Raw genomic sequence first — 14403 nt, 5'->3', positions numbered from 1 at the left:
CGGATTCATTTCGAAAAAACCTCCATCAGCCTTGGAGCAATTCGGTCCAGGGACCGCACCTCCACGGCGGCGTTGATCTCGGCGGCGGCCTTGGGCATGCCGTAGACCGCACTGCTCTGCTGGTCCTGGGCAATGGTCAGAAAGCCGTGCTCGCGCATGTGCTTGAGCCCCTGCGCTCCATCGCGGCCCATGCCGGTCAGGAGCACCCCGACCGCATCGCCGCTCCAGTGATCGGCGACGCTGTCGAAAAACACATCGATCGAGGGGCGATAAATGGCATTGGCGGGCTCCTCGGTGTAAGCCAGCGTGCCGCCTTTCAAGAGCCGCAGGTGATGGTTGGTGCCGGCCAGCAGTACCGCGCCGGATTGCGGCGTCTCGCCTTCACGGGCCACGCGCACATTCAGGCCCGAGGCACTGCCCAGCCAGTCGGCCATGCCGCTGGCGAACACCTGGTCAACGTGCTGGACCAGCACAATGGCGGCGGTAAAATCTTTCGGCAAACCTTTGAGGAGGATTTCCAGGGCGGCCGGCCCACCGGCCGAAGCACCAATCGCCACCAGCCCCTGGCGCTGCACCACATCGCGCAGGGTTGGCGCTACAGGCCGGGCCGGCGCGTGGCGTTGGCCGACCAACCAACTGATATTGAGGATTTTACGCAGCAACGGCGCTGCGGCCAGACGCGGGTCGCCGGCCCCCAGCGTCGGGGTGTCGACAACGTCCAGGGCGCCATGGCCCATGGCTTCGAAGACCCGATGCACATTCTGCTCACGGTCAACGGTGACAATCACAATGGCACACGGCGTGTCGGCCATGATCCGCCGGGTGGCTTCAACGCCATCCATCACCGGCATGATCAAGTCCATGAGTATCAGGTCCGGGGTCAATTCGGCGCAGCGCTGCACCGCTTCGGCGCCGTTGGCGGCCACCCACACCACTTCATGGGCCGGTTCCAGCGCCAGAGCCCGGCGCAAAGCCTCTACGGCCAGCGGCATATCGTTGACGATGGCAATTCTCATCCCTGTGCACTCCCTATCAACTCAACCACGGCATCGAGCAAGGCATCATCGTGAAAACTGGCCTTTGCCAAATAGTAGTCAGCGCCAGCATCCAGTCCACGTCGACGGTCTTCCTCGCGGTCTTTATAGGAGACGACCATGACCGGCAGCGATTGCAGGCGGCTGTCGCGGCGCAGCAGGGTGACCAGTTCGATACCGTCCATGCGCGGCATGTCGATATCGGTGATCAACAGGTCGAAGTCTTCGGCGCGCAAGGCGTTCCAGCCATCCATGCCGTCGACGGCCACGACCACTTCGTAGCCCTTGTTGCTGAGCAGTTTACGTTGCAGCTCGCGCACGGTGAGGGAGTCATCGACCACCAGAATGCGCTTGCGCTGCACCTCGCTGACGGCACGCCGACCGCGATCGATGCGCTCCAGGCGCCCGGTGCTGAGGAGTTTTTCCACCGAGCGCAGCAGGTCTTCGACGTCAATGATCAACACCACCGAGCCATCGTCGAGCAAGGCTCCGGCAGAGATGTCCTGTACCTTGCCCAGGCGCGCATCCAGCGGCAAGACCACCAGCGTGCGCTCACCAATGAAGCGCTCCACGGCGACCCCATAGATCGCATCACGCTCGCGAATCACCACCACGCAGAGGGTTTCACTCCCACCTTCAGCGGCGGGGCGGTTGAGCAACTGGCTGGCGGCGACCAGCCCGACAGGGCGGCCTTCATGCCAGAAATGCTGGCGGCCCTCAAGCTGGACAATGGCCTCGGCCGGCAGCTCCAGGGTGCGTTCGATATGCACCAGCGGAAAGGCATAGGCCTCACCGCCGACATCGACCACCAGGCTGCGCACCACCGAGAGGGTCAGCGGCACTTCCAGATGGAAACGACTGCCCTGCCCGCGCACCTGGGTCAGCGAGACCGAGCCGTGCAGTTGGCGAACCCTATGCTGGACCGCGTCCAGGCCAACACCGCGCCCGGACACTTCGGTGACCTGGTCGCGCAGACTGAACCCCGGCAGAAACAGGAAGCTCAGCAGTTCTTCCTCGCTGAGCTGGGCGACGGTCTCGGCCGTGGACAATTCACGCTCGACAATGCTCCGACTCAAGCGCTGCAGGTCAACACCGCCGCCGTCGTCGCTGATCTCCAGCACCAACAGGCCTGCTTGATGAGAGGCCCGCAAGTGGATCTGGCCTTCGACCGGCTTGCCGGTCAACAGGCGTTGCTCGGGGGACTCGATACCGTGGTCCACCGCATTGCGCAGCAGGTGGGTCAACGGCGCTTCGAGCTTTTCCAGCACGTCGCGGTCGACCTGGGTTTTCTCGCCTTCGATGTCCAGGCGCACCTGTTTGCCCAGCGAACGGCCCAGGTCGCGCACCATCCGCGACTGGCTGGTGAGCACATCGGCGAAGGGCCGCATGCGGCAAGCCAGCGCCGTGTCGTACAGCAGTTGGGCGCGCTGGCCGGTCTGCCAGCCGAACTCGTCAAGGGCGACGGTCTGCTCCTGCATCATCTGCCGGGTTTCGCCCAACAGTTGCAAGGCCAACGTCATGGCTTCCTGCACCTCAGTGCGCTGGCCCTCGCTGTCGAGCTGGGTTTTCAGTTCTTCCAGCGCGCGGATGCTCTGGGTCTGCATGCGCTTGATGCGATGCAGGGTCGCCAGATAGGGCTTGAGGCGCTGGGTTTCGACCAACGCCTTGCTCGACAAGTCCAACAGGCTGTTCAAGCGCTCGGCGGTGACCCGCAGGACACGCTCGCCGCCTTCGTTGATGCGTTTGTTTTTCGGTGCGTCCATCGACGCTTCCGGCTCAGGCGGTGCCGGTGGCGGTTCGTAAGCGGGCACTGGAGCAGGTTCTGCGGGCAGCGTCAGCAGACTTTCGAGCGACATCGGTGCCGCTGCTGGCGCAGTGCCGGGTGTTCGCGCGCCGGCTTCAACCAACGCGGTCAACTGCAACTCAAAGGCTTCAATCTGCGCCGCGCCGATCGAGGCCCCGGCCGGCGTGGCGATCCGCATCAGCAAATCGGTGCCCTGCAGCAAGGCGTCGATATGCTCGGGCTGCAGGTACAGCCGGCCGTTCTGGGCACTGACCAGGCAATCTTCCATCACGTGGGCAATGCGCACACCGGCATCGATGCCGACAATCCGCGCCGCGCCCTTGAGCGAGTGCGCCGCGCGCATGCAGGCTTCAAGCTGGTCGGCCTGGGTCGGGTTGCGCTCCAGCGCCAGCAGGCCTGCGCTGAGCACCTGGGTCTGGGCCTCGGCCTCCAGGGCGAATAATTCGAGCAGCGAGGCGTCGCGCATCTGGTCGGGGGTCATGACAGGCTCCGGCTCATGGCAGACAACAATTGCGCTTCATCCAGTACCCGCACGCTGCGCCCCTTGAATTGCAACACCGCCAGGGTAAAGCGCGTGCCAGCCTGAGGGTTGGTACCCGCGCCGCGCTCCAGCAACGCCGGCTCGACACCGTGAATGCCGTCCACTTCATCGACCTGCACCACCACCGATCCGCCTTCGGCCGCCAGAATCAACATGCGCGGCATGACCCGCGCGGCGGTTTCCACGGCTACGCTGACGGGCAATCCCAACAGCTCGCTCAGCGACAGACACGCCACCAGCGCGCCACGCACATTGGCCACGCCTCGCATGGCGCGCGAGCGCTGATGCGGTAACGAATGCACCGGTTGCAAGGGCGCCACTTCAACCAGGCAGCGCGTCGGCAAGGCCAGCCACTCCTCGCCCAGACGAAACAGCAACAAAGAGCGCAAGCCGACGTTGACCTGCTCCACCTCCCGCAGCTGGGTGGTGTCTCGCGACAGCGCGTAGCGATCCAGCAAACGGGTAGCCGCGGCGGCCTGCACCTGGCAGTTGCGGCAATGCACGTGCTGGTCCAGCAACGGGCAGGACTTGTCGCCATGCACGCCGATGCGATTCCAACAGTCATCGATGCTGCCGGCATCCGGGTGAATCATGTTCAGCGAAGTCAGGCTGATCATCGTTTAGCGCTTCCTTGATTACTGCGCTCACTGCGTGCAGCGCGTTCCTGCAGGCGCCTGGCGCCCACACTGTCGCCGCGTGATGCCAATAACACCGCCAGGTGCGCGAGCGCCTCGGCGTGCTGTGGCTCCAGGTACAACGCCTTGCGATAAAAGCCCTGGGCCTGAAGCTCATCACCGGCCACATCACTGAGCAGGCCAAGCCAGTAAAACACCTGCGCATGCGGCCCGTGCTGCTTCAGATAGGCCTCGCAGACCATCCGCGCCTCGGTACTTTTGCCTTCGTTGGCCAGGGTTGCGATCTGCTCAAGCAACGCTGGGCTGGATTCCTTCGCTGCCGGTGGTTCGACCCGTGGCGGCCGCGCCGCTACCGAGGGCTTTGGCCGAGTGCGTGGCAGTAGCTCCGCCACCACTCGGGCCACGGCGGGTGCCAAGGGTTGGGCGGGCGACACCGGCACAACAGTCGCTGCGACGGGAAGCGCTTCGCTCTGGCGCACGAACGCGAACGACTGCGCGATGCCCAGCGGGCGCATGCCCAAACGGGCCAGCAAGCTGCCTTCGGCGGGGCCGATAAACAACACGCCGTCTTCGCGCGTCAGGCCCTTGAGCACTTCGAAGACCCGCTGTTGGGTAGGCACATCGAAATAGATCAGCAGATTGCGGCAAAACACAAAATCATAGGGCGCTTCACCCGCGAGCAAAGTCGGGTCCATCACATTGCCGACCTGCAGGCGCACCTGAGCACGCACGGTTTCATGCAGCGCGTGGCCGTCTTCAACCGCAGTGAAATGCCGCTCGCGAAAGTCCAGTTGATGGCCCCGGAACGAGTTGCGGCCGTAGAGTGCACGCCGTGCTCGCTCAACCGAGTATGGGCTGACATCGATCGCATCGATCTTGAACGAGGCGCCCGGGATGCCGGCATCCAGCAAGGCCATGCTGATCGAATAGGGCTCTTCGCCAGTCGAACAGGGCAAACTCAGAAGCCGCAACGGCCGGACGCCTTTGAGCTCGGCCAGACGCGCCTGTGCCAGCGTGGTCAGGGCGGTGAATGACTCGGGGTAGCGGAAGAACCAGGTTTCCGGAACGATCACGGCTTCGATCAGCGCCTGCTGCTCCGTCGCCGATTGCTGCAAACGCATCCAGTAATCGTCCAGGTCGGGTGCCTGGACCAGGCTGCAGCGCTGATGCAGGGCACGTTCGATCATGCCGGCGCCCACCGAGGCGACATCGAGGCCGATCCGGTTTTGCAGAAATCGAAAGAACCGCTCCTGGTCCATCACCCCTCCTCGCCCAGCTGCAGCCGTGCCGGCGGTTGCGGGAACAGCAAGGCTCGCACCGAATCAGGCAACAGCGCCTGCACACTGACCCACTGCAACAAACCCTTCTCATCCTCGAGCACAGACCCCAGATAAGGGGCGTCGCGGTTATCCAGGCCGGTATCACGGAACAGTGCCGGATCGCAGCGCAAGGTGTCGGTGGCCTGCTCCAGAATCAAGCCCAGCAGCAGCTGCGGGCGCAGCGGGTCAAACCGGTAATGCACCAGCACCAGCCGTGTGCTGGTGCGCTGCGGTGCGGACTGACCGAAGCTCAAGGCACTCATGTCGATCACCGGCACCAGTTCGCCGCGATGGGCGAACACGCCACGGACCCAATGCGGGGTCTGGGCAATGGGCTTGAACGTCTGCAGCGGCAGCACTTCGGCGACTTCAGTGACGGCCAGGGCGAAACGTTCCGCACCGATGCGAAAGGTCAGAAACAAGCGGCCAGCCCGCGCGCTCGCGGTGCTTTTTGCCAAGCCAGGTTTGCTCATCGGCCGCTCAGACTTTGAAGCGCGATACGCCGCCACGCAGCCCGACGGCCACCTGGCTCAACTCATCGATGGCAAAGCTGGCCTGGCGCAAGGACTCGACGGTCTGACTGCTGGCATCGCTCAGCTGTGCCAGCGCATGGTTGATCTGTTCAGCGCCCGTGGCCTGGGCCTGCATGCCCTCGTTGACCATCAGCACCCGCGGTGCCAGGGCTTGAACCTGCTGAATGATCTGGCTCAGTTGCTCGCCGACCTGGGTGACCTCGTACATGCCACGGCGCACTTCTTCGGAGAATTTGTCCATGCCCATCACACCGGCCGAGACCGCCGACTGGATCTCGCGGACCATCTGTTCGATGTCATAGGTGGCCACGGCAGTCTGGTCTGCCAGGCGACGCACTTCGGTGGCGACCACGGCAAAGCCGCGGCCGTACTCACCGGCCTTCTCGGCTTCGATGGCAGCGTTGAGGGACAACAGGTTGGTCTGGTCGGCGACCTTGACGATAGTGACCACCACTTGGTTGATGTTGCCGGCCTTCTCGTTGAGGATCGCAAGCTTGGCATTGACCAGATCGGCAGCCCCCATCACCTGGTGCATGGTGTCTTCCATGCGGGCCAGGCCTTGCTGGCCAGAGCCTGCAAGGATCGAGGCCTGATCGGCCGCTGAGGTCACTTCGATCATGGTGCGCACCAGATCACGGGAGGTGGCGGCGATTTCCCGCGAAGTGGCGTCTATTTCCGTGGTGGTGGCGGCAGTTTCGGTAGCAGTGGCCTGCTGCTGCCTGGAAGTGGCGGCGATTTCGGTCACCGAGGTGGTGACCTGAACCGAGGAGCGCTGCGCCTGGGCAACCAGCGCCGTGAGCTCGGTCATCATATCGTTGAAGCCGGTTTCGACCGCGCCGAATTCGTCCTTGCGGTCCAGATTCAGGCGGGTGCTGAGGTCACCGGTACGCATGACTTCAAGAATTTTGACGATGCGCTGCATCGGTGACAGGATCGCGCGCATCAGCAACAAGCCGCAGACGGCGGCAGCAATGATCGCCAGCAACAGCGACACCACCATACTGATCTTCGCTTCAGCGACTGCATCTTCGATTGCGCGGGTGGCGCCATCAGCCGCGAGACGGTTGAAGTCAATCACGCCATTGAGGTGTTTGCGCCCGGCAATCCAGGCCGGCGTGACTTCCTCGCTCAACAAGCGCTCAGCCAGGGCGTAATCCTTGTTCCGGTAGGCGTCCAGCGTCTGCTCGATCGTCAGCGCGTAGGCTTCCTGCAGTTGGGCGAACTGCTCGAAATTGGCGGCATCATCCTGCCGCTTGATGGTGCCACGGTAGTTTTCCATCTGGGTTTTCAAGCGCTCGTCAAAGCTCTTGTACTGCTCAAGGTCGGCAGTCGTAATCACGTGCTGATCGCTCAGCCCCACGATTTGCTGGGTCAGGACATAGGTGTCGACCCAGGCACTGCGGATCATCGAGCTGTAGTAGACCCCGGGGACGCTGTCGGTACGGACTGTTTGTTCACTGGATTCGATGGCCAACAGCCGGGAGTAGGAAGCAACCACCATCAACAGCATGATCGCGATAATCACGGCGAAACTCGCCAGGATCCGTTGGCGCAAAGTCCAGTTTTTCACAGTCAGCCCTCAAGTGTTGGTCGCCAGCCAGCTAAAATGCGCGGAGTATATCCGAGCGATATAGCGATTAGCTGTTAACTTTCTGACACTCTTGGGGACTTTTACTTACAGAACAGGACACAGGTCTCAATGCCCGTGTGTAGGAGCCGGGCTCGCCCCAATGCCGGTCAGTTAAGGCGAGATCCATGTGGGAGCGGATTTATCCGCGAATGAACACGACGCGCAATGCCTGAAAAAACGCGGTGCGCTCATTCGCGGATAAATCCGCTCCCACAAGTCTATGCCTTAACTGACTGGTATTGGGGCAAGCCCGGCTCCTACTCGCTGACGGGCATTGGGTCTTACTTTTCAAGTCGCCAGGCGCACCTGATTTTCCAGCTCGACTTTCAAGGCAGGGTCCAGCGCCAGCTGGCGGGCCAGCTCATCGAGGTAGGCGCGCTCCATGAAATGCTCCTCATCGACCAGCATGACGCTGGCGATGTACATCTCGGCCGCCATCTCCGGCGTGCGGGCAGCCCGGGCGACGTCGGCCGGGTCCAGCGGCTTGTTCAATTCGGCGTGCAGCCAGTGCTGGAGGTCCTGGTCCTGGGTGAGCTTGACGAACTCGCCCTCGATCAGCTCCCGCTCGCGCTCATCCACATGGCCGTCGGCCTTGGCCGCCGCCACCAACGCCTTGAGGATGCCCTGGCTGTGTTCTTCGGCCTGCGCCGCGGGCAGGCGGTCGAGGGTTTGCGGTTCGCCCTGAGGCGCACTGCGCTGTTGCGCCTGCCAGTTGCCGTAGGCCTTGTAGGCCAATACGCCAAGGGCCGCCAAGCCGCCGTAGGTCAGGGCTTTGCCACCGTACTTGCGCGCTTTTTTATTCCCCAGCAACAAACCCATGGCCCCGGCTGCCAGCGCGCCACCACCGGCACCGCCAAGCAGGCTGCCCAAGCCTGATGAAGAGGATTTGCCAGGGCGCGAGGCAGTCTGGTTTTGCAGCAGGTCCTTGCCGGATTTAAGCAATTGGTCGAGCAAGCCACGGGTGATCATCGGGGGGAACCTCCACGGGAGCCGTACTGTTGAGTAGGAAAAGTGCACCCAGAGTAGGACGATACGTTTGCGGGAGATAAACAAATATTGTGACACCAGAATTCAAGAAAACGGTCCCGGACTATTTTCGCCGCAGTGATCCGAGTTAAGCCCCGATAACAGCACTACGCTTATAACAAGCGGTACCGCGTCCGCCGTTCAACGTTGCCCCGACCCTAATTTAAACAAGAGGGATACCCAATGTTCGTGCACAAGACTGCACTGTTCAGCGCATTGACCACCACCCTGCTGGCCAGTGTCGCCATCCAGGCTGCCGAACCGCTCAAGGCGGTCGGCAAAGGGGAAGGCCAGCTGGATATTGTTGCCTGGCCCGGCTATATCGAGCGCGGTGAAAGCGACAAGGCCTATGACTGGGTAACGGGCTTCGAGAAGGAAACCGGCTGCAAGGTCAGCGTCAAGACCGCGGCGACTTCCGATGAAATGGTCAGCCTGATGACCAAGGGCGGCTATGACCTGGTGACCGCGTCCGGCGACGCCTCGCTGCGCCTGATCGCCGGCAAACGGGTGCAGCCGATCAACACCGCGCTGATCTCGAACTGGAAAAACATCGACCCGCGCCTGCAGGACGGCGCCTGGTATGTGGTCAACAAGCAGGTCTACGGCACCCCGTACCAATGGGGCCCGAACGTGCTGTTGTACAACACCAGCGTCTTCAAGACCCCGCCCACCAGCTGGGGCGTGGTGTTCGAGCCACAGAACCTGCCGGACGGCAAGCCGAACAAGGGCCGCGTCCAGGCCTACGACGGCCCGATCTATATCGCTGACGCGGCGCTGTACCTGAAGTCGGCCAAGCCGGAACTGGGCATCCAGAACCCCTACGAGTTGAACGAAACCCAATACAAAGCCGCGCTAGACCTGCTGCGCAAGCAGCAACCGTTGATCCACCGCTACTGGCATGACGCGACCGTGCAGATGAGCGACGTGAAAAACGAAGGCGTCGCCGCCTCCAGCTCCTGGGGCTACATGGTCAACGGCCTGAAAGCCGACAACCAGCCCGTGGCCTCGACGATTCCGAAGGAAGGCGCCACCGGTTGGGCCGACACCACCATGCTGCATGCCGACGCCAAGCACCCGAACTGCGCCTACAAGTGGATGGACTGGTCGTTGCAGCCCAAGGTCCAGGGCGATGTCGCGGCCTGGTTCGGGTCGTTGCCAGCGGTACTGGCGGCCTGCAAGGGAAGCGAGTTGCTCGGAGCTGAAGGCTGCGCCACCAACGGTATCGACCAGTTCGACAAGATCGCCTTCTGGAAAACTCCGCAGGCCGAGGGCGGCAAGTTCGTGCCGTACAGCCGCTGGACCCAGGACTATATCGCGATCATGGGAGGACGCTAGGCCGCGAATACCTCCCATTCGACTCCGAAGCTTCAGGCTGGCGCTTGAAGATTCTTAGCTCCGAGCGTCACGCCATGACCCTTGCAGTCCAGTTCACCCAAGTCTCTCGACAATTTGGCGACGTGAAGGCCGTTGACGGGGTGTCCATCGATATCCATGACGGCGAGTTCTTCTCCATGCTCGGCCCCTCGGGTTCAGGCAAGACCACCTGTTTGCGCCTGATCGCAGGCTTCGAGCAGCCCAGCGCCGGTTCTATCCGTATCCACGGCGCGGAAGCAGCCGGCCTGCCGCCTTATAAGCGTGACGTGAATACCGTGTTCCAGGATTACGCCCTGTTCCCGCACATGAACGTGCGCGACAACGTGGCCTATGGCTTGAAGGTCAAGGGTGTGCCCAAGCCCGAACGCCTGGCCCGGGCGCAAGAGGCGCTGGCCATGGTCGCCCTGAGCGGTTACGGCGAGCGCAAGCCGGTGCAGTTGTCCGGCGGCCAGCGCCAGCGCGTGGCCCTGGCACGGGCGCTGGTCAATCGGCCACGGGTACTGCTGCTCGACGAACCGCTGGGTGCACTGGATTTGAAACTGCGCGAGCAGATGCAAGGCGAGTTGAAAAAGCTCCAGCGCCAGCTGGGCATCACCTTTATTTTTGTCACCCACGACCAGACCGAAGCCTTGTCCATGTCAGACCGGGTCGCGGTGTTCAACCGCGGCCGCATCGAGCAGGTGGATACCCCGCGCAACCTCTACATGAAACCGGCCACTACCTTCGTCGCCGAATTCGTCGGCACTTCCAATGTGCTGCGTGGCGACCAGGCCCTGCACCTGAGTGGCAGCAGCCTGCCCTTCTCGATTCGCCCGGAACACATCCGGTTTGCCGAAGGCCCGGTCGCCAGCCATGAAATCGAAGTCAGTGGCCTGTTGCAGGATGTCCAGTATCAGGGCAGCGCCACCCGCTATGAACTGAAGCTGGACAGTGGCCAGATTCTCGCCATCAGCCACGCCAACAACCAATGGCAGGAAAACGGTAGCCCCCATCAACCCGGCCAGCGCCTGACCGCCCGCTGGGCCCGAGAGGCCATGACCGCTTTGCAGGAAACCGCCTTGAGCGAGGGCCAGTGACATGAGCCTGGCCCTGAAAAAAACGGCGCTGACGCAGGATGATTCACTCTTGCGGCGCTTCTCCAACCTGCTCTACCGGCGCCCCAACCTGTACCTGGCGATGTTGTTGATTCCGCCCTTGATCTGGTTCGGCGCGGTTTATCTGGGCTCGTTACTGACCTTGCTGTGGCAAGGCTTCTACACCTTCGACGACTTCACCATGGCGGTGACGCCGGACCTGACCCTGGCCAACTTCAGCGCGCTGTTCAAGCCGTCAAACTTCGACATCATCCTGCGGACCCTGAGCATGGCCGTGATCGTGTCGCTGGCCAGCGCCGTGGTGGCGTTCCCGATTGCCTATTACATGGCGCGCTACACCAGCGGCAAAACCAAGGCGTTCTTTTACATCGCGGTGATGATGCCGATGTGGGCCAGCTATATCGTCAAGGCCTATGCCTGGACCCTGCTGCTGGCCAAGGGCGGCGTGGCCCAGTGGTTCGTCCAGCAGCTGAACCTGGAGCCGGTGCTGCAACTGATACTGGGCATTCCCGGGGTTGGCGGCAGCACCCTGTCGACCTCGCACCTGGGGCGTTTTCTGGTGTTCGTCTACATCTGGTTGCCGTTCATGATCCTGCCGATCCAGGCCTCGCTGGAACGCCTGCCACCGTCCCTGCTGCAAGCCTCGGCGGACTTGGGGGCCAGGCCCCGGCAAACCTTCATGCAGGTGATTCTGCCGCTGTCGGTGCCGGGCATTGCCGCCGGCTCCATCTTCACCTTCTCGCTGACCCTGGGCGACTTCATCGTGCCGCAACTGATCGGCCCGCCCGGCTACTTTATCGGCAGCATGGTCTACGCCCAGCAAGGCGCCATCGGCAACATGCCCATGGCCGCCGCATTCACCCTGGTGCCGATCGTACTGATCGCCATTTACCTGTCCATTGTCAAACGCCTGGGGGCCTTCGATGCACTCTGAAAAAGCGTCCTTGGGCCTGCGCATGGCCGCCTGGGGCGGGTTGCTGTTCCTGCACTTCCCGATCCTGATCATCTTCCTGTACGCCTTCAACACCGAAGACGCCGCCTTCAGCTTTCCGCCCCAGGGTTTCACCCTGAAGTGGTTCAACGTGGCGTTCGCCCGCGCCGATGTACTGGAGTCGATCAAGCTGTCGCTGCAGATCGCCTGCCTGGCGACCCTGATTGCCCTGGTGCTGGGAACCCTGGCGTCGGCCGCGCTGTACCGGCGCAACTTCTTTGGCAAGGAAAGCATTTCGCTGGTGCTGATCCTGCCGATTGCCCTGCCCGGCATCATCACCGGCATCGCCCTGCTGTCGGCGTTCAAGACCCTGGGGATCGAGCCGGGCGTGCTGACCATCGTCATCGGTCATGCGACCTTCTGCGTGGTGATCGTCTATAACAATGTCATCGCCCGCCTGCGCCGTACCTCGCAGAGCCTGATCGAAGCCTCGATGGACCTGGGCGCCGACGGCTGGCAGACCTTCCGCTACATCGTCCTGCCCAACCTGGGCTCGGCACTGCTGGCCGGAGGCATGCTGGCCTTCGCCCTGTCGTTCGATGAAATCATCGTCACCACCTTCACCGCCGGCCACGAGCGGACCTTGCCGATCTGGTTGCTGAACCAGCTCAGCCGGCCGCGCGATGTGCCGGTGACCAACGTGGTCGCCATGCTGGTAATGCTGGTGACCATGCTGCCGATCCTTGGCGCCTACTACCTGACCCGCGGCGGTGAAAGCGTGGCCGGCAGTGGCGGTAAATAACTGATGGAGCACACCCTCATGCAAACCCGATTGCTGATCAATGGCCAACTGGTCGACGGCGAAGGTGCCGCCCAGCCGGTCTACAACCCGGCCCTGGGCCAGGTGCTGGTGGATATCAATGAAGCGAGCGAAGCCCAGGTCGACGCCGCCGTACGTGCCGCCGACACGGCCTTTGCCAGCTGGTCACAGACCGCGCCCAAGGAACGCTCGCTGCTGTTGCTCAAGCTCGCCGACGCCATCGAGGCCCACGGCGAAGAGCTGGCCGGGCTTGAATCGAAGAACTGCGGCAAGCCTTACAGCGCAGCGCTCAATGACGAGATCCCGGCGATTGCCGATGTATTCCGCTTCTTTGCCGGCGCCAACCGCTGCATGGCCGGTTCCGCGGCAGGCGAATACCTGCCGGGGCACACTTCGATGATTCGTCGCGACCCGATTGGCGTCATCGCTTCCATCGCGCCGTGGAATTACCCGCTGATGATGGTCGCCTGGAAAATCGCCCCGGCCCTGGCCGCGGGCAACACCGTGGTGCTCAAGCCGTCCGAGCAGACACCGCTGACGGCCCTGCGGCTGGCGGAAATGGCCAATGAAATCTTCCCGGCCGGCGTGCTCAACCTGGTGTTCGGCCGTGGCCCGAGCGTCGGCAGCCCGCTGGTGAACCATCCGAAGGTGCGCATGGTGTCACTGACCGGCTCCATCGCCACCGGCTCGAACATCATTTCCAGCACCGCCGACCGCGTCAAACGCCTGCACATGGAACTGGGCGGCAAGGCCCCGGTGATCATCTTCGACGACGCCGATATCGACGCGGCGGTCGAGGGCATTCGCACCTTCGGCTTCTACAACGCCGGGCAGGACTGTACGGCGGCCTGCCGGATCTATGCGCAAGACGGCATCTACGAACGCTTCGTGGAACAGCTCGGCATGGCGGTCAGCAGCATCAAATACGGCCTGCAGGACAATCCGGACACCGAGCTGGGCCCACTGATCACCGCCCAGCACCGCGACCGGGTCGCAGGCTTTGTCGAACGCGCGATCGCCCAACCGCATATCCGCCTGGTGACGGGCGGCAAGCCGGTCGACGGCGATGGTTATTTTTTCGAACCGACCGTGCTGGCCGACGTTGAGCAGGATGACGAGATCGTACGCCGCGAAGTGTTCGGGCCAGTGGTCTCGGTTACCCGTTTCACTGATGAAGAACAAGCGCTGGGCTGGGCGAACGACTCGGACTACGGGCTGGCCTCATCCATCTGGACCCGGGACGTGGGCCGCGCCCACCGGATGTCGGCGCGGCTGCACTACGGCTGCACCTGGGTGAACACCCACTTCATGCTGGTCAGCGAAATGCCCCATGGCGGGCAGAAGCTGTCGGGGTACGGGAAGGACCTGTCGGCCTATGGGCTGGAGGATTACACGACGGTGCGGCATGTGATGTTCAAGCACTAAACCCGAGCACACCTCCCTTTGGTAGGAGCTGGGCTCGTCGGATCGCCGCACCGCCGCGATAAGGACGCCGCGGTTTTACAGGTATTGCGCGTCATCGTTCATCGCGGGCTAGCCCCAATGCCAGTCAGTTAAGGGATGAACCGCCGAAATCCATGTAGGAGCGGACCTGGCCGCGATGGGCTGCGAAGCGGCCCCGGCGATTCCGAAACCGCCCGCACTCCCAGGGCTTGTCGTAGA

The 14403-nt window shown here is 62.8% G+C and carries 11 protein-coding genes and 2 pseudogenes; 5 read left to right on the top strand and 8 right to left on the bottom strand.

Annotation, left to right across the window (positions count from 1 at the left end; all coding sequences use genetic code 11):
- Positions 1 to 5: 5 nt before the first annotated feature.
- The 8 genes and pseudogenes from GUY40_RS05900 to GUY40_RS05870 form a co-directional block, all read right to left on the bottom strand.
- Positions 6 to 1016, bottom strand: coding sequence for a chemotaxis response regulator protein-glutamate methylesterase (locus GUY40_RS05900; RefSeq protein WP_166568011.1), 1011 nt, complete (start codon positions 1014 to 1016; stop codon positions 6 to 8).
- Complete coding sequence (locus GUY40_RS05895) at positions 1013 to 3319, bottom strand: hybrid sensor histidine kinase/response regulator (protein ID WP_166568010.1); 2307 nt, start codon at positions 3317 to 3319, stop codon at positions 1013 to 1015. Before GUY40_RS05895 ends, GUY40_RS05900 begins: the two co-directional genes overlap by 4 nt.
- The gene (locus tag GUY40_RS05890) at positions 3316 to 3996 is read right to left on the bottom strand and encodes a chemotaxis protein CheW (RefSeq protein ID WP_166568009.1); all 681 of its coding nucleotides are present in this window, start codon (positions 3994 to 3996) and stop codon (positions 3316 to 3318) included. Before GUY40_RS05890 ends, GUY40_RS05895 begins: the two co-directional genes overlap by 4 nt.
- Entirely contained in the window at positions 3993 to 5273 is a 1281-nt protein-coding gene (locus tag GUY40_RS05885; RefSeq protein ID WP_178117703.1) for a protein-glutamate O-methyltransferase CheR, read from the bottom strand. The genes GUY40_RS05890 and GUY40_RS05885 overlap by 4 nt, the downstream gene beginning before the upstream one ends.
- Positions 5273 to 5806: a chemotaxis protein CheW gene (locus GUY40_RS05880; RefSeq protein WP_166568007.1), complete on the bottom strand. Its 534-nt coding sequence runs from the start codon at positions 5804 to 5806 to the stop codon at positions 5273 to 5275. Before GUY40_RS05880 ends, GUY40_RS05885 begins: the two co-directional genes overlap by 1 nt.
- 7 nt (positions 5807 to 5813) lie before the next feature.
- Positions 5814 to 6992: pseudogene (locus GUY40_RS05875) on the bottom strand (methyl-accepting chemotaxis protein); the annotation flags it as partial.
- Positions 6966 to 7376: pseudogene (locus GUY40_RS28700) on the bottom strand (MCP four helix bundle domain-containing protein); the annotation flags it as partial. The pseudogenes GUY40_RS05875 and GUY40_RS28700, both read right to left, overlap by 27 nt.
- Positions 7377 to 7784: 408 nt before the next feature.
- Entirely contained in the window at positions 7785 to 8465 is a 681-nt protein-coding gene (locus GUY40_RS05870; protein WP_166568005.1) for a tellurite resistance TerB family protein, read from the bottom strand.
- Positions 8466 to 8705: 240 nt separating this feature from the next.
- On the opposite strand from GUY40_RS05870, the gene ydcS reads away from it, so the two are divergent.
- The 5 genes from ydcS (at position 8706) to GUY40_RS05845 (ending at position 14166) form a co-directional block, all read left to right on the top strand.
- Complete coding sequence (ydcS, locus tag GUY40_RS05865; RefSeq protein ID WP_166568004.1) at positions 8706 to 9857, top strand: putative ABC transporter substrate-binding protein YdcS; 1152 nt, start codon at positions 8706 to 8708, stop codon at positions 9855 to 9857.
- 74 nt (positions 9858 to 9931) lie between these two features.
- The gene (locus GUY40_RS05860) at positions 9932 to 10972 is read left to right on the top strand and encodes an ABC transporter ATP-binding protein (protein ID WP_166568003.1); all 1041 of its coding nucleotides are present in this window, start codon (positions 9932 to 9934) and stop codon (positions 10970 to 10972) included.
- Between the two features lies 1 nt (position 10973).
- Positions 10974 to 11924 carry an ABC transporter permease gene (locus GUY40_RS05855; RefSeq protein ID WP_166568002.1) on the top strand — a complete coding sequence of 317 codons (951 nt, stop codon included), beginning with the start codon at positions 10974 to 10976 and terminating at the stop codon, positions 11922 to 11924.
- Complete coding sequence (locus tag GUY40_RS05850; protein WP_166568001.1) at positions 11914 to 12723, top strand: ABC transporter permease; 810 nt, start codon at positions 11914 to 11916, stop codon at positions 12721 to 12723. The genes GUY40_RS05855 and GUY40_RS05850 overlap by 11 nt, the downstream gene beginning before the upstream one ends.
- A gap of 18 nt (positions 12724 to 12741) precedes the next feature.
- Positions 12742 to 14166: a gamma-aminobutyraldehyde dehydrogenase gene (locus GUY40_RS05845; RefSeq protein ID WP_166568000.1), complete on the top strand. Its 1425-nt coding sequence runs from the start codon at positions 12742 to 12744 to the stop codon at positions 14164 to 14166.
- Positions 14167 to 14403 lie beyond the last annotated feature (237 nt).

The sequence above is a fragment of the Pseudomonas sp. R5(2019) genome (genome assembly GCF_009905435.1).
Taxonomy (GTDB): Bacteria; Pseudomonadota; Gammaproteobacteria; order Pseudomonadales; family Pseudomonadaceae; genus Aquipseudomonas.
This window is presented reverse-complemented; position numbering and strand designations above follow the sequence as displayed.

Excerpts from the sequence above, each read along its gene's own strand:
- GUY40_RS05895 (WP_166568010.1), bottom strand. The coding sequence starts at position 3,319 with ATGACCCCCGACCAGATGCGCGACGCCTCGCTGCTCGAATTATTCGCC.
- GUY40_RS05870 (WP_166568005.1), bottom strand. The coding sequence starts at position 8,465 with ATGATCACCCGTGGCTTGCTCGACCAATTGCTTAAATCCGGCAAGGAC.
- GUY40_RS05845 (WP_166568000.1), top strand. The coding sequence starts at position 12,742 with ATGCAAACCCGATTGCTGATCAATGGCCAACTGGTCGACGGCGAAGGT.
- GUY40_RS05885 (WP_178117703.1), bottom strand. The coding sequence starts at position 5,273 with ATGGACCAGGAGCGGTTCTTTCGATTTCTGCAAAACCGGATCGGCCTC.
- GUY40_RS05850 (WP_166568001.1), top strand. The coding sequence starts at position 11,914 with ATGCACTCTGAAAAAGCGTCCTTGGGCCTGCGCATGGCCGCCTGGGGC.
- GUY40_RS05880 (WP_166568007.1), bottom strand. The coding sequence starts at position 5,806 with ATGAGCAAACCTGGCTTGGCAAAAAGCACCGCGAGCGCGCGGGCTGGC.
- GUY40_RS05860 (WP_166568003.1), top strand. The coding sequence starts at position 9,932 with ATGACCCTTGCAGTCCAGTTCACCCAAGTCTCTCGACAATTTGGCGAC.
- ydcS (WP_166568004.1), top strand. The coding sequence starts at position 8,706 with ATGTTCGTGCACAAGACTGCACTGTTCAGCGCATTGACCACCACCCTG.
- GUY40_RS05900 (WP_166568011.1), bottom strand. The coding sequence starts at position 1,016 with ATGAGAATTGCCATCGTCAACGATATGCCGCTGGCCGTAGAGGCTTTG.
- GUY40_RS05855 (WP_166568002.1), top strand. The coding sequence starts at position 10,974 with ATGAGCCTGGCCCTGAAAAAAACGGCGCTGACGCAGGATGATTCACTC.
- GUY40_RS05890 (WP_166568009.1), bottom strand. The coding sequence starts at position 3,996 with ATGATCAGCCTGACTTCGCTGAACATGATTCACCCGGATGCCGGCAGC.